The sequence below is a fragment of the Tabrizicola sp. T74 genome, from assembly GCF_057219935.1.
This window is the reverse complement of sequence record NZ_JBXVVT010000007.1, coordinates 32,056-52,249: the sequence shown is the minus strand read 5'-3', so window position 1 is coordinate 52,249 and position 20,194 is coordinate 32,056. Positions and strand designations below refer to the sequence as shown.

Genomic DNA, 20,194 nt, shown 5'->3' with positions numbered 1-20,194 from the left:
TCAGAACGGCAGCGACGCGCGCATTTCGCGGGCGGCCCGGACGAAGTTGCTGTCCCGTCCTGAGACGGGGAATGAGCCGAGTACGGTCCACAGCTGCTGTGCGCGCTTGACCTCGCCATTGATGGCCGCCTCGACAAAGCGCATCGCCGCCAGATCGGCATCGCCAAGATGGCTGGCAAGTTCGTCCCGCACCCAGTCCACCCAGTCGCCGCGCCCATCGTGGACGGCCTGATACCAGATTGCGGCAATTGCGCTGCGCGACGGCTGCAAGGCGCGCAAAGCGGTGCCTTCGGGGCTATAGAATGCGATCATGCCAGGCCCTCGATCATCTTGCGCAGGGGAACATAGCGGATGGTAAAATCGAGAAGCGGCTCCATCTTCAGTCTTGGCGCAAGCGGGCCAAGCTTGCTGGCGATCTGACGATTCGCCGCCTCAAGAAAGCGCTGCCGCTCTGCGCGGACACGGTCCAGTGTCTGACGGCGCACCTCGTCACGCCCAATGCCTCGGGCCAGCATCGCATCAACCCCTGCACGCACCGCGTCCGGCGTCGGTTCGACAATCAGCGCGGTGTCAATGGTGAACAGAAGCTCGCGCCCACCGATCGAGGGGACCGAGACGATGGGCAGGCCCGCCAGCAGACACTCGACCGAGGCCCGCATGCAGCCTTCCTCGCTGCTCAAGGCCAGGGCAACCCGTGTCCGTGCCATGACAGACGCCAGCTCTTGCCGCCCCAGATAGTGGTACCGCCCGCGGCCAAGCCGGTGATTGATGAAGGACCCCAGCGGGAACTTGCCCCGCAGCCGCTCGAACTGCTCGGCTTCGGACGGATCGCCAGGGTCGCCATAGACGAACAGCGGGTCTTGCAACTGTGCGGCAAGCTCATGCTGCTTCCACGGGGCCAGGCGCGCGACGTAGACCGCTTCGCTGTCGGGCACATCGGGGTGCGGCTCGGAGTCGCCTACGAAGTGGGCTTCGTTGGTGAAGAGGTTCGGATTGCCCGGGACAGACGCAACTCCGACCTCGCGGTACTTCTGCGCCTCGCGGTCCGAGACGTGCATCGCCACGAAGCTGTGGCCCGGATTGCAGGCCTCGGCCCGATGCAGGGTCTCGGCCAAGGGACGCAGGTCGGTCGTCTCCATTGTCCAGGTCGGCTTAAGGAAGTGCACGCCGCGCCGTCTGCCGAACGCCGGGTCTGGCCCTGCCATCCACTCGGCCATGAAGGACCGGCCGTACTGGATGGCGGTAAAGGTGATGACCGGATCGGTGGACACCGCGAAGTTGTAGCCGCCCTGGTCCAGCAGACTGTCGTCCCTCGGGGGCACAGCCTGCGCGGCCATGGCAGGCTTTCGCAACGGTCGGTCGTCCAGCGGCGCGCCCTCTGCATAGGCCAGCAGCCCCAGGCCCGCCAGGGCGGCGGCCGCGTCGAAGGCGTTCGACACCTTGCCGCGCCAGTTGTCGTTCTTGTCCTGCTTGGCCAGCCACCCTTCCGAGTTCGGGTTGAAGCTGGCCTCCGAACACCCGATCTGCTCCAGCACGGCGCGGATCCGGTCGCCGCGCTGATCTGCGGCAATGTCCAGGTCCTCGTCATAGCCCAGATAACCAAAGCGAACGCCGCTCTTGATGACACTGTCGAGCATGGCATCGTACTGCTGGTCGATCTCGAAGGCTTGGCGCAGGAAACGCTGCACGTTCAGCTCGGGGCGCAGCTCGGTATAGTCCTGCTTCACATATGCCTGCGTCAGATGCCCCTTCATTCCCGAGATGAACCGGTCGATCCGGCTGCGCGACAGGAAGATCACGCCAAGGTTCGGCCGGGCCAGGATGCGGTCAAGGTGCGGGATGCTGATCTGGTTGCCGAAGATCTTGCAGGACATCGAACTGAACCCGGCGGCCCGCGTTGCGGCGGACAGCGCGTCGAAGAATGCCGGCGGATCGGCGTCGCGCGCCGCAATCAGGGCGGGATCGTCCTCGGCCGTCGCCGGGCCGAAGGCGGCATAGATGGACCCGGACACCTTGGGAACGTATCGAAGCCCGACGCAGGAATCGTTCTTCATGATTTCGAAGAAACCGGCATTGCCCTCGATGCTGCGCAGGATCGAGCACAAGAGGTTCGACCCCGACCGCCCAGCGCCAAGGACCAGGATTTCCTTGAAGTCCGTCATCACTGCCCCGAACCCTTCCACGTTTCCCAGGCCGGCGACGTGGTCAGCAGCCCCATCCGGGTCAGCTGCCTGTCGCACCTGTAGGTCCGGGCCCAGAGGCCCCGCCTGATTCCATTGCCTTTCAGCTGGGCCAGCATGTCGCGGTAGAACCGCCCGCCCAGAAAATGTTCGCCCCGCTCCACGGCCTCGACGAAGCGCGCCTTTGCGTCGCCGACGAACTTGTAGTGGAGCAGCGCCGTCGTCACGTCGCAAGGTGGCAGATGCGTGTGCAGGTGGTTGTTCTCTAGAAACACCACATCGGGATCGACCCGCACCAGGGGCGACTTCGTGATCAGGAACTGCCGCCCGGTGAACCGTCCCCGCACGCCGCCCTGCACCATCCGGTAGGGCGGCAGGACCGAGGGGAAGCTGACATAGGTGCGGTCGAAATAGCGGTGCCCGCCAAAGCCTTCGCGGGCGGATGCCGGGCTTGCGAACATGTCCAGCATGTAGGACGGGAAACAGCCCGCGCCCTGGCTTTCGGCAAAGTCGACCAGATCGGCCAGCTTGCGGCCCTGGTCGATGCCCGGGAACACCAGGTGCTCATCGATGTCGACAAACAGCGCCCAGCGACCTTGCGCGTGCTCCTGGATCAGTGGGTTGATCCAGGCCACGCCGTGCGCCGAGGCGCGAAAACTGCCGGGCTGGTCGTACAGCACCACATCGGCCGCCTCCGCCAGCGCCTCGCGGGTGCCATCGGTCGACCCGTTGTCGACGATGACGAACCCCTCGACCCCCAGCGCACGGTAGTGGGCCAGGAAGGGCTGCAGATAATCGATGCCGTTGAAGACCACCGCAAAGACGACGACGCGACCCTGCGGCACCCGCCCTGGAACCGCCGGATACGCCGGAGCGGTCTCGGCCGAGAACACCCGGTAGCCGCCATGCCTGGCATGGTCGACCCAGGCTTTCCGCACCCCGTCATGGTCGCCCGCGGCCTGGCGAAAGCTGAACTCGACCTCTCGCACCAGGCGCGAATTGTGCAGGCCTTCGGGCAAGCTCTCCAGATGCGCCCTCGCCGCAGCGGACTGCCCGCAGGCGATCAAGAGCGACAGGTACAGCCGGTGGAAATAGGGATTGCCCTTCGCCAGCGGCAGGCCGGTGCGGACCACGGACAAGGCCTCGGCCAGGTCGGCAGGACGGCGCGCGGCGTTCAGCAGATAGCTGCCGAACTGCATCTCGGGTCCGGCATGCTGGACCCCAAGCCCGCGATAGGCCCGATAGGCCTGCCGCGCCACCTTGCGGGAACAGGACGGGTCCGTCGTCGCAATCCCCAGCCGCAGGCGGATCGCCGCCTCGCCCGCCGGGTCGCCAAGCTGGGCCAGACAGTCCCAGGCCGTCCGGTAGTCATCGGCATCCAGCGCCGCCAGCGCCCGCAGCTCCAGGGCTTCCGGTCGCCCCGCCAGCGCCTCGGCACAGCGATGTAGCCAGGGCGTGACTTCAGCCAGCCGGTCCAGCCGGATCGCGACATAGCGGATCAGCTGCACCACGTTCGCACTGGCCGGAACGCGCTCCAGGAAGGCCATCCCTTCAACCAGACAGTCGTCCAGCCGCCCGGTTGCCTCCAGCGCGGACAGGTAGGATGCGGCCATCGGGGCTTCGGTCAAGGTCGCCATGCCGCCCGCCGCCGCGATCTGGGCGCATAGCTCGGCATGGGCGCTGGCGGCCTGGAAGGTCTCGGCCATCGCCCGGCTCAGATCGGCGTCAACCGATCGGGCCTTTCCCCGGGCAAGGACCAGCGCCTCGTCCAGCCGCCCCGCGGCGACCAGACCGCGCAGCTGGGCCGCCTCGACCCGCGCGGTATCATGATCGGGCGCACAATCGACCAGCTCGGCCAGCCGCTCGGCCCCCGCGTCGAAGTGCCCCAAAAGGAAATCGGCCCGCGCCAGCGCGTCCAGGATCGTGGGCTTCCGACGCTCGTCGGCGGACAGGCTGGACAAGACCGCCCGCAGCGTCCGGACAATCCCGGTCTGGCCTCGGATCGTTTCGTGCAGCATCCAGCGCGCGACCAGTTCCATGTCCTTGGGATAGCGCTTCGCCGCCTCGCGGTCGGCCCATTGCACCCAGTCATCCGCGCCCGTGGCCTCGGCGCGGTCGATCAGAGACAGAAAATCAAGGTAGTCGTCGGCCGCTTCGCGCGCGTCGACGCCTTCTGCCGATGCAAAGGGCGGAAGCAGGTCATGCTTCCGCCCAATGTCTTGCTCTTCTTGCACCACAGCCTGCTGGGATCAGTAAACGTAGACCGACATGAACCCGTTCGGGTCGTTGTCTTCCCAGACGATCCGCTCCACATTGGCTGGCATGTTGACGTAGTTTGCCGTACGCTGCACCACGATCTCGCGGGCGATCGCGGCATACTCCGCCGTCAGGGTCGAGGAACCGCAGGCTTCCAGATAGGCGATGTAGACCTCGGTCTTGTCGGCCTCTTGGACATGCGCCCAAAGCTTGGCGCTCTGCTCGGCATACTCGGGTTTCGAACAAACATCGGAAATCGATACACCACTGCCCTCCTGGGCCAGGACTACCGTCGGGGCGATAGTAGCGGCTCCCAGCGACATCAGGAACCGGCCAACAATCTTCTTCACGACTTTCTCCATTCTTATATTCGCATGTTTACGTATAATCGTCAGGACTCGACGTCAATCATGCCGCAACAGTGGTTCATACAATTCAGGAAACACTGCGACCCGAATGCGGCGGAACTTGGCGGCGCTAGAAAACAATCGCGCCGACACATCTTCCGATAGCAAGGGTCCGCACCCGGCGCGTTCCGCAGCACAGGCGGGCTTCGACGGGCTGACGCTCTGCAAGTCAGCGAAGAAAACTCTCGCCCAGCCCGGTCGATTCGTGTAATGTTAATCCTATTAACAAATGTGAGGCCGTGATGGATCGCCGTCAGTTCACCCTCTCGACCCTTGGCCTTGCCGCAGGTCTGGTGGCACCGCACGCGGCCCTGTCGCAATCCCCAGCCTATCGTGGCCCGAATGTCATCCTCGTCCGCTTCGGCGGCGGCGTCCGGCGGGCAGAGACGATTGATGAGGCCGCGACCTGGGCGCCCTACCTCCGCCATGTCCTGGCACCCCGCGGCACCTTCATCCCCGACCTGCGCATCGACCGGCTGGAGGGCGTGAACACCTCCCACGCCGAAGGCACGCTGAACCTGTTGACCGGTCGTTACCTCGCCTATCGCGATGCATCTGTGGAGTTTCTTGAGGATCGGCTGGAACCGACCGAACCCACCCTGTTTGAGTATTTGCGCACCAGCTTCGACATCCCCTCGCATCAGGTCCTGCTCGTCAACGGCGAAGACCGCCCGCAGGAAGAGTTCTTCACCTTCGGCGCGGGCGATCACTTCGGCGTCGATTACCGGTCCGAGATGCTGTCCCTGCACCGCTACAAGCTGTACCGCACCGCCATGCAACTGGCCGAAGGTCGCCTGCCGGAAGATCAGCTGCTTGCCATTCGGGCCGAACGCCAAGAGCTTCTGACCAAGGACCCGCGCGGGGCAACGCCCGACCCCTCGCCCGAGGTTACCGCCTTCTGGGCGCGCTGGCGGCAGGCCTATGGCGACACCGGCTTCAAGAACCCCCGCGGCGACCGGCTTCTGACCGAGCTTTCGGTCCGCGCCATGGCGGAACTGAAACCCCGCTTCCTGATGGTGAACTACCAGGACCCCGACTATGTCCACTGGGGCAACCCCAGCCACTATACCCGTGCCATCGCCATCATCGACGAGGGCCTGCAGCGTCTGGTCAGCGCCGCCGATGCGAGCCCCTTCTACCGCGACAACACCATCTTCGTGATCACCCCCGACTGCGGCCGCGACGCGAACCCCTTGGCCGAGGTGCCGTTCCAGCACCATTTCAACTCGCGGTCCGCGCATGAAACCTGGGCCGTGCTGTTCGGCCCCGGCATCGGCAAGGGCACCGTCGACAAGCCCATCGACCAGTCCGCCATCGCCCCCACCATCGCCGCCGCCATGGGCTTCCGCGCGGACCGCGCCGAAGGCACCGCCATCGAGGGGGCTTTCCTGTGACCTCCACTCCACTGATTTTTCGTAGAAAAATCGTAACCACGAGTTTTCTGCGAAAACTCGGATCCCGCCCGGACCGGCTGCCATGACCACGCTCCCCCGACCCGCCTATGCCCCTGGCCGTCTTGCCCGCTTCGGTCGCCTGATCCTCGACAGCGCAATCGGCACGCTTCTCTGCACCGGCCCAGTGACGGCCGTGATCGCGCTCGGCTGGCTGACCCGCCGCCAAGGCCATCTCGCCCGCGACCGCTTCGGCAGCGCCGAGGAAGCCCCCGGCTGGCTTATCGGTCCCCGCGAACGGGGCCGCCTTGCCCGCGCCCTCGGCGGTCTCGCCGCCAACATCCGCGGCGGGGTCATCGCCCTGACCGCCCTGCTGGCCTGGACGCTGCCCTTCACGCTTCTGTGGCTTGGCGCCTGGTGGGCGGGGTGGGAAAACTCGTTCAACAAGGGTTATGAACAGGCCTTCGTCGGCCCCTCGGTCTTCCTGTTCGGGGCCCTCCTCGCCGCCCTCATCCTGCCCGCCCTGCCCTTCGCCCTCGCCCATCTCGCCGCCGAGGATCGCCTCTCTGCCGCGTTCGAGCTCCGCCGCCTCCGCTCGCTCCTCGCCCATGCCGGTTGGCGCGTCCCGGCGCTGATGGCCCTGACAACCCTCGCCGCCCTGCCCTTCGCCGCCGCCCGCGGCCTGATCACCACGGCAACCGACTGGGCGCCCTGGGTGCAGGACTTGGCGCCCGAGGACGCCACGGCGCTGAAAGGTCAAATCACCCTTGCCCTTGCCGCAGTCGCGTTCCTTGCCACCTGGACGCTGCGCAGCCTTGCAGCCCGCGCCTATGCCACCGCCGCCCCCCGTGCTGCGGGCCTGAAACCCGGCCTCTGGGACGGTGCCCAGGCGACCGAAGCCGCGATGCCCGCCCGCGCCAGATCCCGCCTCCTGACGGCGCTCTGGTATGGGCTGGCCATGGGCATCACCCTGCCGCTGTCCTTCCTGATCCTCGCCGGACAGTTCCTGGACCACGCCTGGTGGCGCTGGCTTTTCCACCCCGCGCTGACCCTGCCCTGGGGGGGATAGCGGCTTGCGAAGCCCGTCTCGTGATGTCACACAAAGGCATCCCCTCGGCGCGCGCAGGTCATGTCCGTCTCCACCCGTTTCACCCATGCGATCACCAGGGCGCCCGCAGCCTCGATCACCCGCGGCCTCCGCGCCGTCGACACCGGCACCCCGGATCTTGGCCGGATGCAAGCCCACCACGCCGCCTACATCGCCACCCTGCGGGAAACCGGTGCGACGGTCATCGAACTCCCACCCCTCGACGCCTACCCCGACTCTGTCTTCGTCGAGGACACCGCGCTCTGCCTCCCCCAAGGCGCCGTCATCATGCGCCCCGGCGCGCCCTCCCGCCTGGGCGAGGCCGCCGAGATGGCCCCGCACCTTCGGGCGCTCTACCGCGAGGTCGTCGCCATAACCGAGCCCGCCAACTTCATCGAAGGCGGCGATATCCTGGTGACCGAACGCGAAATCCTCGTCGGCCGCTCCGCCCGCACCAACGCCGCCGGCATCGCCGAGCTGACCCGCCTCGTCACCCCCTGGGGCCACCGGGTGCGCGAGGTTCACACGCCCCCCGGCGTCCTCCACTTCAAGACCGACTGTTCGCTCCTCGACGCAGACACCATCCTCTCCACCAAACGCCTCTCCGCCTCCGGTTGCTTCACCGGCTACACCGTGATCGACGTCCCCGAGGGCGAGGAAGCCGCCGCCAACACCATCCGCTTCAACGATCTTGTCCTGATGCCCGCAGGCTTCCCCCGCACCCGCGACGCCATCGCCGCCGCTGGCTTCACCGTGCGCGAGATCGGCAACTCCGAATGCGCCAAACTCGACGGCGGCATGTCCTGCCTCTCGCTCCGCTTCACCCCGTCATGAGCTTCAACATCCTCGCCGTGGCCCAATCCGGCCGCCTGGAACATGAGGCGATCCTCCTTGCCGCCTCGCTCCGTCACTCCGACCCCGGCTTCACCGGCAGCCTCTTCATCGCCGAACCGCAACCCGGGCCAAAGTGGCAGGACGACCCCCGGATCTCCGACCGCACCCGCAAGACGCTTACGAGCCTCGGCGCGCAGATCCTGCCCTTTGAAACCCGCGCCTTCGGCAGCGACTATCCGCACGGCAACAAGATCGAGGCCCTGGCGGCCCTCCCCGACGCGCCGTTCCTGTTTCTCGACACCGACACGCTGGTGACCGGCCCCCTGTCGCAGATCCCCTTCGACTTCTCCCGGCCCTCCGCCTCGATGCGGCGCGAAGGCACCTGGCCCAAGGCCGAGCTTTACGGCCCGACCCTAACCCAGACCTGGAAGTCCCTCTACGACCGTTTCGATCTCGACTTCGAAAGCTCGCTCGACCCGACCTACCCCGACGACTACTGGCAGCGCTTCCTCTACTTCAACGCGGGCTGGTTTTTCCACGAAAGCCCCCGCGCCTTCGGCAACCGCTTCCTGGCCTGGGCCAAGGAGATCCGCGCCAACCCGCCCGAGGAACTGGTCTGCCAGGAGCTTTACCCCTGGCTCGACCAAATCACGCTGCCCCTCGTCATCCACTCCTTCGGCGGTGGCCGCCCCGGGCCGGACTTGTCCGCGCTGGACGGCGACGCCACCTGCCACTACCGCACGCTCCCCCTCCTTTATGCCCGCGAAAGCGACCGCGTGGTCGAGGTGCTGGAAAGCCTCGCTGACCAACTCCGTCCCGACCTCCGCCAGTGGGGGCAGTTCAAGCGGATGCTCATCCAGGGCGAAGGCGCCCAGGCCCGCGCACTCTTCGACCGGGCAAACCTGCCCCGCCGCGAACAGATGATCCGCAACACGCTGAAGCGCGAAGGTCTCTGGGTCCGGTAGGGTGCGCATTCATGGCGCGCCACAAGCCTCACATCTCCAGCGTCACCACCGGCCACAAGGACAGCACCAGAAGCCCCGCCATCGTCCAGTTGAACGCCTTGAGGCGCCCCGGCCCGTCCAGCCAGCGCCGCACCGCCTGGCCCATGCCCGCCCAGACCGACACCGAGGGCAGGTTCACGCAGGCAAAGGCCCCCGCCACCCCGGCATAAGCCCAGACCGAAGGCTCCACCACATAGGCCGACACCGCCCCCAGCGCCATCGCCCAGGCCTTCGGGTTCACCCACTGGAACGCCGCCGCCTGCAGAAAGGTCATCGGCTGCGGCTTTGCCCGCCCCTCGCCCGGCGCGCCCGCATGGGCGATCTTCCAGGCCAGCCACAGCATGTAGGCCACCGCCAAGACCTTCAGCACCGTCAGCGCCAGCGGCCAGGCCTTGAACACCCCCGCCAGCCCCAACCCCACCAGGAACACCATCAGCGCATGGCCGATGCTGATCCCCAGCATGTGCGGCAGCGTCCGACGAAAGCCGAAGTTCACGCCTGACGCCAGCAGCATCATGTTGTTCGGCCCCGGCGTGACCGAGGTGACGAAGGCGAAACCCAGAAGGGCAAGGAACAGGTCATATGTCATGCCCGCAATCCTGCAGCGCACTTGACGGTGAAGGATTGCAAAGATGCGACCTACAGCGCATCATTCGCAACAAATGACGAAGCTTGACGACATCGACCACCGGATATTGCGCGAGCTGACCCGCGACGCCCGCCAGCCCAACCTCGCGCTCGCCGACCGCGTGGGCCTGTCGCCCTCCGCCTGCCTCCGCCGCGTCCAGGCGCTGGAAAAGGCCGGGATCATCAAATCCTACCGCGCCGTCCTCGACCCCGCCAAGCTCGGCATCGGCTTTGTGGCCTATGTCACCGTGGGCCTCGGCAGCCACACCAAGGCCGCGCAAGAGGCCTTCGAACGCGCCGCTTCCCGCGCGCCGGAAGTGCGGGAGTGTCACAACATCACCGGCACCGTGGAATACCTCCTCCGCGTCGAATGCGCCGACCTTGCGGCCTACAAGCACTGGCACACCGACGTCCTCGGCACTCTGCCGCAGGTCCGCGCCATCACCACCTTCGTCGTGATGGGCAGCCCCAAGGACGATCGCGCCTAGGCGAGCAGCAGGTCCAGCCCCGCGGCAGTGACGAAATCCACCTCGGACAGCCCCCTGATTTCGTGCGTGGTGTAGGTGACGCGGACATAGCCCCAGCCAAAGGCCACGTCGGGGTGATGCCCGGTCTTCTCGGCATACCAGGCGCAGAGGTTGGCCAGCTGCACGGGCTTGGCAAAGCCCTTGAAGGCGAAGCTGCGGGTGAGGCTGGCCGCCGCCGCATCCAGCACCCAGTCGGGATGCAGCCCGGCCATCCGGGCCTTGCAGTCGTGGTCGGACAGGCGAGGCGTGGCTTCGGAACAGGGCAGGCAGACCTCGGTCATCAGGCGCTCTCCAGCTTTGGCGGATACTTCGGGGCGTGCTGCCCCAGCCGCCGGGCCGTCGCCACATCGACAAGAAGGTCGCGGTCAGCGGCGGCGAACAGGTCATCCAGCGTCTCAATCACGAAGTAGACCGGCTGGTGGATGTCGATCCGGTAGGGCGTGCGCAGGATGTCGATCACGTCGAAGGGCCGCAGCTCCGGCTCGCCGCTCACCGACCACAGCAGTTCCGACGGCGACGACGCCAGCCCAGAGCCCAGGGTCTTCGTCTCGCCGTTCTCCACGGTCAGCCCGAACTCGATGGAAAACCAGTAGAGCCGGATCAGCCAGGCATAGTCCTCTTTCCCGGCCCGCAGCCCCGCCTGCCCAATGGCCTGCGAGAATCCCGCAAAGCGCGGATCGGTCAGCAGGGGCGTGTGCCCGAAGATCTCATGAAAGATGTCCGGCTCCTCGATGTAGTCGAAGTCGCGCCGCGAGCGGATGAAGCTGGCGGCGGGGAAACTGCGTTCCGCCAGCATCCCGAAGAACCGCCCGAAGGAAATCAGCGCCGGAACCGGCACCACCTGCCATCCTGTCAACTCCCGCAGCTTGCGCGACAGGTCCGGGCATTGCGGCACGCGGGTGCGCGGCATGTCCAGCACCTCCAGCCCCTTCAGATAGGGCTGCGCGGCATGGCGCTGCACCATCGGCCACTGGCGGGCGACCAGATCGCGCCAAACCGCGTCCTCTTCCCCGGTATAGTCGATATACCCCGCCGCATCCGGGGTCTTCGCGGCATAGCTGGTCATGGCCCACCTCCTTGTGCCTTTCCAGTTTGCCCCATTCTGCCGGAATTCCGTTTCTTTCTGCGGCCAATCTGGCACAATCGGGGCAAGCCATTCCGCAAAGGCGCAATGAAATGAAACCCGATTTCCCGCTGGACGACACCGACCGCCGCATCCTCACCGCCCTCCAGCGCGACAGCACGCTCTCGGTCCAGGACCTTGCCGACATCGCCGGCATGTCCACCTCGCCCTGCTGGCGCCGCGTCAAGGCGCTGAAGGATGCCGGAGTGATCCGGGCCGAGGTCGCCCTTCTCGACCGCCGCAAGGTGGGGATGCCAACGCTCGCCTACATCCACCTGTCGCTGATCGACCATTCCGAGGCCACCATACGCAAGCTTGACGATTTCACCCAAAGGCACGACCGCATCGTCGAATGCGCCACGATCACCGGGGCCGACGACTACATGATCAAGGTCATGGCACGCGACCCGGAAGATCTGGAGCGCTTCCTGATGCACGACCTCCTGGCACTTGGCGTCGTCCGCTCCTCCACCACCCATTTCGTCCTGCGCCAGACCAAGTACACCACCGCCGTGCCGCTGGATTGACAAGCGGGCGAAACCCGGCACCCTGCGGCCAAAAGGGGGGACCACGATGACCGTCTGCTACACCACCGACCGCATGCTGCATTTCGGCGATTGCGACATCTCGGGCACCGCCTATTACCCGGCCTACCTCAATATCCTGAACGGCGTGGTCGAGGAGTTCTGGGCCCATATCGGCTGGCCCTGGCACGAGATCATCTGGAACGAACGCTGGGGCACCCCCACCGTGCACCTCAGCTGCGATTTCTCCAAACCCTCGTTCTTCGGCGACAAGCTGACCTTCCGGATCACCATCCTCAAGGTCGGCAAGTCCTCGGTCCGGCTCCACCACACCATCCATTGCGGCGACGAGCACCGCTGGTCGGTGGAACAGGTCCTCGCGGCCTCCTGGCTCGACAAGCACACCTCGATGCCCTGGCCGCCCGAGGTGAAAGCCAAGCTGGAAAGCCTGATGACCCCGCCCGACCCGGCCGAGCGCCGCGCCGTCGGCGCGCCTTAAGTCCGCACCGTGTGCTCCGCGTTGCCGATGATCAGGCTCTTGCCCGAATAGATGTCGCCAGTCATCTGCAGGGCCAGCCGCTCCGCGTCGCGCCGTAGGATGCCCTCCTGGATCGCCCCGATATCGTCGGGGTCCACCCCCAGCACCTCCAGCGCCTCGCTGCCGAGCGCCAGGGCCGAGTGGAACACCTCGCGCATCTGGTGGTCGACGCCCTCGCGGATCAGCTCCAGCGCATGCGCCCGGTCCCAGGCGCGGGCCAACACCACGGCATTCGGGAACTCGTCCTTCACCAGCTTGGCGATCTTCGTGGTCGTTTCCTTCTTGTCGGTGGCAATCAGCACCGCCCGCGCCGTGTCAGCGCCCGCCGCCTTCAGGATGTCCAGCCGCGTACCATCGCCGAACCAGACCTTGAAGCCGAAGGTCTCTGCCGCCCGGATCATCTCGGCATCGTCGTCGATGATGTTGACCGCGATCCGCCGCGCCAGAAGCGGCTGACAGGCGATCTGCCCGAACCGTCCGAAGCCCACGACCAGCACCTGTCCCGACAGCCCCTCGGGTGCCTCAACGTCATCAAGTGACACCTTCGGCGCAGGCTTCGTGCGGTCATGCAGGATCACCATCACCGGCGTCAGCACCATCGAGACAATGACGATCGCATTCAGGATCGCCGCATCCGTCGCACTCAGAAGCCCCACTGCCAGCGCCGCCGAATAGAGGACAAAGGCGAACTCGCCGCCCTGCGCCATCAGCACCGTCCGCTCCAGCGCCTCGGCATGGGACGCCTTGTTCACCCGCGCAACGACGTAGATGATCAGCGATTTCAACACCATAAGCGACACCACGCTGACCGCGATCAGCTGCCAGTTGTCCGCGATCACCGACAGGTCCAGCGCCATGCCAACGGCCAGGAAGAACAACCCAAGCAGGATCCCCCGGAACGGCTCCACATCCGTTTCCAGCTGATGCCGGAAGCTGGATTCGGAAAGCAGAACCCCGGCCAGAAACGCCCCCATCGCCGCCGACAGCCCACCGAGCTGCATCCACAACGCCGCGCCCAGCACCACCAGCAGCGCCGCCGCCGTCATCACCTCCCGCGCGCGGCTGGCGGCCAGCAACCGGAACATCGGGTTCAGCAGGTAAACCCCAGCCACGACCAGCGCCGCAATCGCCGCCAATCCGATCCCGATCCCCTGCGCCCGCTCCATCAGGGTGACCTCCCCGCCCCCCGGCGCGAGGAATGCGACCAATGCCAGCAATGGCACGATGGCTAGGTCCTCCAAGAGCAGGATCGACACGATCCGCTGCCCCTTCGGCGCAGAGATATCGCCCCGCTCCTGCAGCATCTGCATCACGATGGCGGTCGAAGTCAGCGTGAACCCCGCCCCCGCCACTAGCGACCCCGCATACGGATAGCCCAGCGCCACACCCACCAGCCCCAGCAGCGCTACACAGAGCAGGACCTGCACCAGCCCCAGCCCCAGGATATCCCGCCGCATCGCCCACAGCTTCGACGGCTCCATCTCCAGCCCGATGATGAACAGGAACATCACCACGCCCAGCTCGGCCACGTGAAGTATCGCCATCGGGTCCGAAAAGAGCCCAAGGCCAAACGGCCCGATCACCAGTCCCGCCGCGAGGTACCCCAGCACCGACCCCAGCCCGATCCGCTTGAAGATGGGCACCGCAACGACCGCCGCGCCCAGAAGCGTGACCACTGAAACCAGATCAACCCCTGCAGATTCCGTCGCCATGTGCAGCCTCCCTGCCGAAGGATCAGAGTTTCCCGCCCGCCTCCGAAGCGCAACCGAAAACGCATCGTAGGGTGCGCTACAGCGCACCGGACGCCTAACCAATGCACAACCCTTGACATGTACAGCATCCTGCACATATCCCTGCGCAAGGAGAGCCCAATGACCATCCTCACCTACACCGACGCCCGCAACAACCTCGCCTCCACGATGGACCGGGTGGTCGCGGACCGCGATCCCGCGATCATCACCCGCACGGGCCGCGAAGCGGTGGTCATGGTGGCCCAAGGCGAATGGGACGCGATCCAGGAAACGCTGCACCTCCTCTCCTCGCCTAAGAACGCACAGCGCCTGCACGAAGCCATCGCCGAGCTTGACGCAGGCGGCGGTGAGATGCGGTCCATCGAGTGAGACTCCGCTTCGCCGCCCATGCCTGGGCCGACTACCTGCACTGGCAATCTGCCGACCCCACCATCCTCGCGCGCCTCAACACCCTGATCGAGGAATGCCGCCGCCACCCTTTCACCGGCACCGGCAAGCCCGAGCCCTTGAAGGGAGACCTCACCGGCTGGTGGTCCCGCCGCATCACCAGCGAACACCGGCTGGTCTACCGCGTCTCGGGGTCAGGGGCCGACCAGATCTTGGATATCGCCCAGTGCCGGTATCATTACTGATCGGTCGCCGTTAATCCTGTCGCTCCGGACTGCCGCAGTTCCGACCGCACTTGCATCAGGATGTGGCCAAGCTTGTTCAGTCCAGACCCGTCCGGTCCGCATCCCCAATACCCATCCATTGGCGCATTCTCGACGATCATCCGGTCGCCGGTGGACAGAAGAAGTTCCGCCAACTTCGCATGGGCCTGAAATTTTGACCGCACCGCGCCCAGCATCACTCCGTCTTTCACGTCCTCCCAATCCGCACGTAGTGGCAGCTGCCGGGTCATCCCCAGCGCCTTTGCCTCCTTGGGACGACCAGAGCGGCGAATCTTCTCACGGTATTCGGCGTCGTGGAACTTCTGCGCCTGGAAGTAATGTTCCACCGTCGGCCACCAAACACCGTCCATCGCAACGCCGTAAGGCGCAAAGTTGGAGAACTCTGCGTAGGGATCGGTCTGCGCGTAGAAGTATACTGTATCGGTCGGGAACATTCCCTCACCCCTCGAACACCGCCTCCATCCGCGCGAACCCCTTCACCTCGATGGGGTTGCCGCTCGGGTCGCGGAAGAACATCGTCCATTGCTCCCCCGGCTGGCCCTCGAACCGCACCTGCGGCGGCAGGACGAACTCCACCCCCGCTGCTGTCAGCCGGTCGGCCAAGGCGCGCCAATCCGGAAGGTGCAGCACCAGCCCCAGATGCGGCATCGGGACCATGTGGTCGCCGACGCGTCCGGTATTCGTCGTCTTGAGCGGCTCGCCAAGATGCAGGCTGATCTGATGGCCGAAAAAGTCGAAATCAACCCAGGTCTCCGTCGACCGCCCCTCACGGCAGCCCAGCACCCCGCCATAGAAGGCGCGCGCCTCGTCAAGGCTGGTGACGTGATAGGCAAGGTGGAACGGCGTCAGCATCGCGGGCACTCCTTTGGGCCCGCCGATCCAACCACGCAAGGTCACGGGCCGCAACGATCCTTCTTCCGGCCCCAGCGACCAGAGATTAACATTCCCTGAACGCCCGCACCCAAGCCATTGATTTTCCTATCCCGGCAAAGCCTGTCCAGCGTGGACACGAGCCGGTTGCCAGCCCGCGCATTCCCCCCTACCCTGCCCGCCAAACAAGGGAGGACACCATGACCGACAGACCCCTCGGCTTCGAGACGCTTGCCATCCACGCCGGCACCGCGCCCGACCCCGCCACCGGCGCCCGGCAGGTGCCGATCTACCAGACCACCGCCTACGTTTTCCGCGACGCCGACCACGCGGCCAAGCTCTTCAACCTGCAGGAAATCGGATACATCTACTCCCGCCTGACCAACCCCACAGTGTCGGCTCTGGCGAACCGGGTGGTCGCTCTGGAAGGCGGCGCGGGCGGCATCGCCTGCTCCTCGGGACACGCCGCACAGATCATGGCGCTGTTCCCGATCATGGCCCCGGGCAACAACATCGTCGCCTCCACGAAGCTTTACGGCGGCACGATCCAGCAGTTTTCCAACACCATCCGCAAGTTCGGCTGGTCGGCCAAGTTCGTCGACTTCGACGACCCCAAGGCGATCGAGGCAGCCATCGACCCCGACACCCGCGCGCTTTTCTGCGAGACGATCTGCAACCCGGGCGGAGCCCTCTCTGACCTGCCCGCCATCGCCCGCGTCGCGAACCAGGCGCATATCCCGCTGATTGTCGACAACACGACCGCCAGCCCGTATCTCTGCCGCCCGATCGAACACGGCGCGACCCTCGTCGTCCATTCGGCCACCAAGTACTTGACCGGGAACGGCACCGTCACCGGCGGGATCGTGGTCGATTCCGGCAGGTTCGATTGGTCCAAGGACGACAAGTTCCCCTCCCTCTCCCAGCCCGAACCCGCCTACCACGGCCTCGTCTTCCATCCGACCTTGGGCAACATGGCCTTCACCTTCCACTCCATCGCCATCGGCCTGCGTGACCTTGGCATGACGATGAACCCGCAGGGCGCCCATTACACGCTGATGGGGATCGAGACCCTGGCCCTGCGGATGGACCGCCACGTGCAGAACGCGCAGATCGTGGCGGAATGGCTGGAGCAGGATCCTCGGATCGGCAAGGTGACCTACCCAGGCCTCAAGTCCTCGCCCTACCACCACCTGGCCCAGAAGATCACGCCCAAGGGCCCCGGGGCGCTCTTCACCTTCAGCGTCAAGGGCGGGTATGCGGCCTGCGTCAAGCTGATCGACAACGTCAAGCTCTTCAGCCACGTGGCGAACCTGGGCGACACGCGGTCGCTGATCATCCACTCGGCCTCGACCACGCACCGGCAATTGTCGGAAGAGGCGCAGATCAAGGCCGGGGCCGCGCCCGATGTGGTGCGGGTCTCGATCGGGATCGAAAACGTCGAGGATATCATCGCCGACCTTGACCAGGCGCTGGCCAAGGCCACGGCCTGACGCAAGGCCCCGCTGCTCAGCCGTCCTTGGCGGGGGTCAGCGGCGGGGCCACCAATACGCCGTCCGGCAAGGCATCAAGCCAGCCGATGTTCGCGGTTGCCTGCACGGGCTTGCCGGGTGCCCAGTCCAGCGACACCCGTAGGACCCGGCACAATTGGCCCACGGTCTCTCCGGCGCAGGCGTCCTTCGCCGCTGCGAGCGCGGCACCAAGGGCTGCATCCGCGCTTTCAGTCCCGGGCGCGCCTGCCTCAAGCGTCAAGGCAACAGTGGCGGACCGGAAGACATGGGTCGCAAGGTCCGGCACCGGTTCGTCGCCCGCTGGCAGCCGGTAGACCAGCTCCAGCTGGAAAAGGGCCGTGCCAGTGGCCGGATCGACGCTGCCCTCCACCACCCGGGCCGAATTGACCGCACAGTCGGTGGCCGCAGCCTGCAGCACGACCGCGCAGAGCCCCTCGGCCACCCGTGGCGCGCGGATATCGGCCAGAACCTGCAGGTACTCGTTCTCCGGCAGGGCTTCGCCCGATGCCAGAAGGTCGGACAGATTGGCCTGCCGCGTCACCAGAACCATCCGCGCGGGTGCATAGCGGTCTTGCACAAGATAGCCGTAAGCCACGTCCTGTGCGATCAGACCGCCGCTGGGCGAAGCAAGCCAGACCTGCTGCATCGGCGCGGGCACGGGCGTCTCGGCTGCAGGGTCAGCAGCACTCGTCTCAGCCGCAACAGCGGGCGCTGCCGGCAGCGACTGCCAGTATTGCCAGCCGGCCGCCCCGAAGCCCACGGCCATCAGCAAGGCGCCAGTACCGATCAGCACACGCAGCATCAGAAGTCCGCCCCTTGCCGCAAGTAGTTCAGGTCACCGAAGGCGAAGGTCGTGGCGATCGCCTTGACCCTGGATGCAAAATCCTGGCCCGCGGCCACCTGTCCTTCGATGTCGAAATAGGTGCCTTGCGTCGTCCGCAGGGTCGAGCCGAGGATCGATACATAGTCCGCCTTGGCCTCGGACTGCCGCGGCACCGGGCCTACGGCAGAGATCGTGCCCACGTCAAAACCGGCCCGCGTTGTGCTTGCCAGCACGCCGAAGGTGTCGCGGAACCAGTTGTCATAGGCATCGACCGCATCCGAAAGCTCGGCCGGGCTCAGCTGCCCGCCATCGGCGCTGGTTGCACCGCTGGCATTCCCGACCAGAAGCGCGTGGTTGGGGTTCAGCGTATAGGCCGGGCGGACGCCGCAATCGGCCAGCCCCTGCCCCAGGATCACCTCGACCGGCACGACCGGGTCAAGATTGGCCACGCCCGCCTGGTCCCCGCCCAGAAGGACAACCCGTTCGATGCGGGTGCCAGGGGCCACATGGATGTTCCAGATCCGGTTGCCCGCCTGGTTTTCCAGCACCAGATAGACCGGAGCGCGGGTTTCCGTCACCGCGACGTCATAGGCCTCATAGACCGGTCCGCGCAGGATGGCGGAGGGGTCCGCCTCTCCGGCGCGGAAGGCATCGACAAAGGCCTGCACGCCCCGGGCCAGATCGCCGTCATCGTAGGTGGTCAGCGGCAGGCGCAGGCCGCTTTGTCCCGCCGTCACATGGCCCACGACCGTACCCTCGGCAGGCGGGGTCGGCCGGCAGCCGGTAATCGGGCGGATGGTGGTGACCGAGGCCGGAACCGCGTCTTCCGTCACCGTAGCGTAGCCGCTGATCACGTTGTCGATGAACAGGGGCAGGTTCCCTGAGATCGCCGCGATCGGACCGTCGGCGCGCAGACCCTCGGGGCTGTCGACCAGGAACTTGCCGGGGCCATCCTCGGCCGTGGGCTCGACCTTGCGCTTGCCGTCGTCCTTGGAGGCCGGTGCATCGTCCGAAGCCGCCCTGGCCTCGTTCAGCGCGGCCATCATCTCGGTCGGCAGAACGGCATCCAGCACCTGATACCTGACCAAGGCGAAACCGACGCCGATCACGGCGCCGATCACGAAGATCACCATAGCTAAGGGGCTGCGAAACACCTTTAAACCTCTGCCCAGGCCCGGAAGTCTTTTCGTGCCTTGTGCCCGTCGACTTGGGCCAAATCATGACAAATCCCGGCGGAACCCCTTAGAATTCCGCCGTTTGCCTGTCCAGCCCCTACCGTCCGGTCATTCGGCAATAGCAAAGGTGACCATGACGTTGGCGATCAGCCCAAGCTCGCCCCCCACCACGGGCACCGGAGCGGCGGACACCGCCTCGCGGTACATGGGCGCGGGGTCGGTCATCGCGCCGTTGTCGATGATGGACACCACCTGGCCCAGCTTAACCCCTGCAGCCGTGGCCAGCAGTTCCGCCTTCGCCTTCGCATCGGCCACCGCTTCCTTGCGCGCCTCGTTGTAGGCGGGCTCGGGGTCCGCCAGCCCGAAGGTCAGCCCGTTCAGCGTGTTCGCTCCGTCGGCCACGGCCGCATCCAGGATCGAACCCGTGGCATCCAGCGCGCGAACCCGCACCGTCAGCATGTTCGATGCGACATAGCCCGAGATCGTCGGGGACGAGCTGTCATAGCCGGTCCAGTTCGGGTTGATCATCAGGTTCGAGGTCTGCATGTCCCGCGCCTCGATCCCCGAGGCCGTCAGCCGCGCGATCACCGCATCGGTCGCCGCGGTATTGGCCGACAGCGCCTCGGCCGCCGTCGCGCCTTGCGTGGTCACACCGATCATCACCGTCGCCATGTCGGGGGCGGCCTCGACCGTGCCGGTGCCGGTCACGCTGATCGTCCGGGTGGGCGTATCATCGGCCAGCACAGGCGCGGCAAGCGGCAGGACAAGGGCTGCGGACAGGAACAGGACAGACAGCGCACGCATGGGGGGTCTCCTTCATCTGGCGTGACATTTCGCAGTTGTGACGCAGGCCGCAACCGCTTCCTTGGTCGTTTTCCTTCCCTTAGGCGAAAAGCTG

The 20,194-nt window shown here is 66.1% G+C and carries 23 protein-coding genes; 10 read left to right on the top strand and 13 right to left on the bottom strand.

Annotated elements, in window-relative coordinates:
* The 4 genes from AC2EAL_RS19285 to AC2EAL_RS19270 are packed head-to-tail and all read right to left on the bottom strand — an operon-like array spanning position 1 to position 4,786.
* A complete protein-coding gene (locus AC2EAL_RS19285) occupies positions 1 to 312 on the bottom strand; it encodes a hypothetical protein (RefSeq protein ID WP_484725861.1) in 312 nt (103 codons plus the stop codon).
* Positions 309 to 2,162: a hypothetical protein gene (locus AC2EAL_RS19280; protein ID WP_484725860.1), complete on the bottom strand. Its 1,854-nt coding sequence runs from the start codon at positions 2,160 to 2,162 to the stop codon at positions 309 to 311. The genes AC2EAL_RS19285 and AC2EAL_RS19280 overlap by 4 nt, the downstream gene beginning before the upstream one ends.
* Positions 2,162 to 4,414, bottom strand: coding sequence for a glycosyltransferase family 2 protein (locus tag AC2EAL_RS19275; RefSeq protein ID WP_484725859.1), 2,253 nt, complete (start codon positions 4,412 to 4,414; stop codon positions 2,162 to 2,164). Before AC2EAL_RS19275 ends, AC2EAL_RS19280 begins: the two co-directional genes overlap by 1 nt.
* A gap of 15 nt (positions 4,415 to 4,429) precedes the next feature.
* Positions 4,430 to 4,786, bottom strand: coding sequence for a hypothetical protein (locus tag AC2EAL_RS19270; RefSeq protein ID WP_484725858.1), 357 nt, complete (start codon positions 4,784 to 4,786; stop codon positions 4,430 to 4,432).
* A gap of 299 nt (positions 4,787 to 5,085) precedes the next feature.
* On the opposite strand from AC2EAL_RS19270, the gene AC2EAL_RS19265 reads away from it, so the two are divergent.
* From AC2EAL_RS19265 to AC2EAL_RS19250, 4 genes are all read left to right on the top strand, one after another.
* Complete coding sequence (locus AC2EAL_RS19265; protein WP_484725857.1) at positions 5,086 to 6,237, top strand: alkaline phosphatase family protein; 1,152 nt, start codon at positions 5,086 to 5,088, stop codon at positions 6,235 to 6,237.
* A gap of 82 nt (positions 6,238 to 6,319) precedes the next feature.
* Positions 6,320 to 7,303 carry a hypothetical protein gene (locus tag AC2EAL_RS19260; protein WP_484725856.1) on the top strand — a complete coding sequence of 328 codons (984 nt, stop codon included), beginning with the start codon at positions 6,320 to 6,322 and terminating at the stop codon, positions 7,301 to 7,303.
* Positions 7,304 to 7,363: 60 nt separating this feature from the next.
* A complete protein-coding gene (locus AC2EAL_RS19255; protein WP_484725855.1) occupies positions 7,364 to 8,155 on the top strand; it encodes a dimethylarginine dimethylaminohydrolase family protein in 792 nt (263 codons plus the stop codon).
* Positions 8,152 to 9,120, top strand: coding sequence for a hypothetical protein (locus AC2EAL_RS19250; RefSeq protein ID WP_484725854.1), 969 nt, complete (start codon positions 8,152 to 8,154; stop codon positions 9,118 to 9,120). Before AC2EAL_RS19255 ends, AC2EAL_RS19250 begins: the two co-directional genes overlap by 4 nt.
* A gap of 28 nt (positions 9,121 to 9,148) precedes the next feature.
* Here the strand turns inward: AC2EAL_RS19250 and AC2EAL_RS19245 are convergent, their stop codons facing one another.
* Complete coding sequence (locus tag AC2EAL_RS19245) at positions 9,149 to 9,748, bottom strand: LysE family translocator (RefSeq protein ID WP_484725853.1); 600 nt, start codon at positions 9,746 to 9,748, stop codon at positions 9,149 to 9,151.
* A gap of 73 nt (positions 9,749 to 9,821) precedes the next feature.
* Between AC2EAL_RS19245 and AC2EAL_RS19240 the strand changes: the two genes are divergently transcribed.
* Entirely contained in the window at positions 9,822 to 10,274 is a 453-nt protein-coding gene (locus tag AC2EAL_RS19240) for an Lrp/AsnC family transcriptional regulator (protein ID WP_484725852.1), read from the top strand.
* Here the strand turns inward: AC2EAL_RS19240 and AC2EAL_RS19235 are convergent.
* Positions 10,271 to 10,594 (bottom strand): 4a-hydroxytetrahydrobiopterin dehydratase, encoded by a 324-nt coding sequence (locus AC2EAL_RS19235; protein WP_484725851.1) that lies wholly within the window; start codon positions 10,592 to 10,594, stop codon positions 10,271 to 10,273. The two genes, AC2EAL_RS19240 and AC2EAL_RS19235, sit on opposite strands and share 4 nt — an antisense overlap.
* Entirely contained in the window at positions 10,594 to 11,379 is a 786-nt protein-coding gene (gene phhA, locus AC2EAL_RS19230) for a phenylalanine 4-monooxygenase (protein ID WP_484725850.1), read from the bottom strand. Before phhA ends, AC2EAL_RS19235 begins: the two co-directional genes overlap by 1 nt.
* A gap of 110 nt (positions 11,380 to 11,489) precedes the next feature.
* On the opposite strand from phhA, the gene AC2EAL_RS19225 reads away from it, so the two are divergent.
* Together AC2EAL_RS19225 and AC2EAL_RS19220 are read left to right on the top strand one after the other, a co-directional pair.
* Positions 11,490 to 11,963 carry an Lrp/AsnC family transcriptional regulator gene (locus tag AC2EAL_RS19225; RefSeq protein WP_484725849.1) on the top strand — a complete coding sequence of 158 codons (474 nt, stop codon included), beginning with the start codon at positions 11,490 to 11,492 and terminating at the stop codon, positions 11,961 to 11,963.
* A gap of 46 nt (positions 11,964 to 12,009) precedes the next feature.
* A complete protein-coding gene (locus AC2EAL_RS19220) occupies positions 12,010 to 12,459 on the top strand; it encodes an acyl-CoA thioesterase (protein ID WP_484725848.1) in 450 nt (149 codons plus the stop codon).
* Here the strand turns inward: AC2EAL_RS19220 and AC2EAL_RS19215 are convergent.
* Positions 12,456 to 14,210: a monovalent cation:proton antiporter-2 (CPA2) family protein gene (locus tag AC2EAL_RS19215; protein ID WP_484725847.1), complete on the bottom strand. Its 1,755-nt coding sequence runs from the start codon at positions 14,208 to 14,210 to the stop codon at positions 12,456 to 12,458. The two genes, AC2EAL_RS19220 and AC2EAL_RS19215, sit on opposite strands and share 4 nt — an antisense overlap.
* Positions 14,211 to 14,369: 159 nt before the next feature.
* Here AC2EAL_RS19215 and AC2EAL_RS19210 point away from each other — a divergent pair, with 159 nt between their 5' ends.
* Entirely contained in the window at positions 14,370 to 14,618 is a 249-nt protein-coding gene (locus AC2EAL_RS19210) for a type II toxin-antitoxin system Phd/YefM family antitoxin (RefSeq protein WP_484725846.1), read from the top strand.
* On the top strand, positions 14,615 to 14,881 hold the full coding sequence (locus tag AC2EAL_RS19205; protein WP_484725845.1) for a Txe/YoeB family addiction module toxin: 267 nt from the start codon (positions 14,615 to 14,617) through the stop codon (positions 14,879 to 14,881). The genes AC2EAL_RS19210 and AC2EAL_RS19205 overlap by 4 nt, the downstream gene beginning before the upstream one ends.
* Here AC2EAL_RS19205 and ybiA read toward each other — a convergent pair.
* Together ybiA and AC2EAL_RS19195 are read right to left on the bottom strand one after the other, a co-directional pair.
* Entirely contained in the window at positions 14,875 to 15,354 is a 480-nt protein-coding gene (ybiA, locus tag AC2EAL_RS19200; protein WP_484725844.1) for a riboflavin biosynthesis intermediates N-glycosidase, read from the bottom strand. The genes AC2EAL_RS19205 and ybiA overlap by 7 nt on opposite strands.
* A gap of 4 nt (positions 15,355 to 15,358) precedes the next feature.
* A complete protein-coding gene (locus AC2EAL_RS19195) occupies positions 15,359 to 15,772 on the bottom strand; it encodes a VOC family protein (protein ID WP_484725843.1) in 414 nt (137 codons plus the stop codon).
* A 218-nt stretch (positions 15,773 to 15,990) separates the two neighbouring features.
* On the opposite strand from AC2EAL_RS19195, the gene AC2EAL_RS19190 reads away from it, so the two are divergent.
* Entirely contained in the window at positions 15,991 to 17,280 is a 1,290-nt protein-coding gene (locus AC2EAL_RS19190; RefSeq protein ID WP_484725842.1) for an O-acetylhomoserine aminocarboxypropyltransferase/cysteine synthase family protein, read from the top strand.
* Positions 17,281 to 17,296: 16 nt separating this feature from the next.
* On the opposite strand, the gene AC2EAL_RS19185 is transcribed toward AC2EAL_RS19190, so the two are convergent.
* From AC2EAL_RS19185 to AC2EAL_RS19175, 3 genes are all read right to left on the bottom strand, one after another.
* Entirely contained in the window at positions 17,297 to 18,100 is an 804-nt protein-coding gene (locus AC2EAL_RS19185) for a hypothetical protein (protein WP_484725841.1), read from the bottom strand.
* Positions 18,100 to 19,275: a hypothetical protein gene (locus AC2EAL_RS19180; RefSeq protein ID WP_484725840.1), complete on the bottom strand. Its 1,176-nt coding sequence runs from the start codon at positions 19,273 to 19,275 to the stop codon at positions 18,100 to 18,102. The genes AC2EAL_RS19185 and AC2EAL_RS19180 overlap by 1 nt, the downstream gene beginning before the upstream one ends.
* A 129-nt stretch (positions 19,276 to 19,404) precedes the next feature.
* Positions 19,405 to 20,100 carry an SIMPL domain-containing protein gene (locus AC2EAL_RS19175; RefSeq protein ID WP_484725839.1) on the bottom strand — a complete coding sequence of 232 codons (696 nt, stop codon included), beginning with the start codon at positions 20,098 to 20,100 and terminating at the stop codon, positions 19,405 to 19,407.
* Between the last annotated feature and the right edge of the window lie 94 nt (positions 20,101 to 20,194).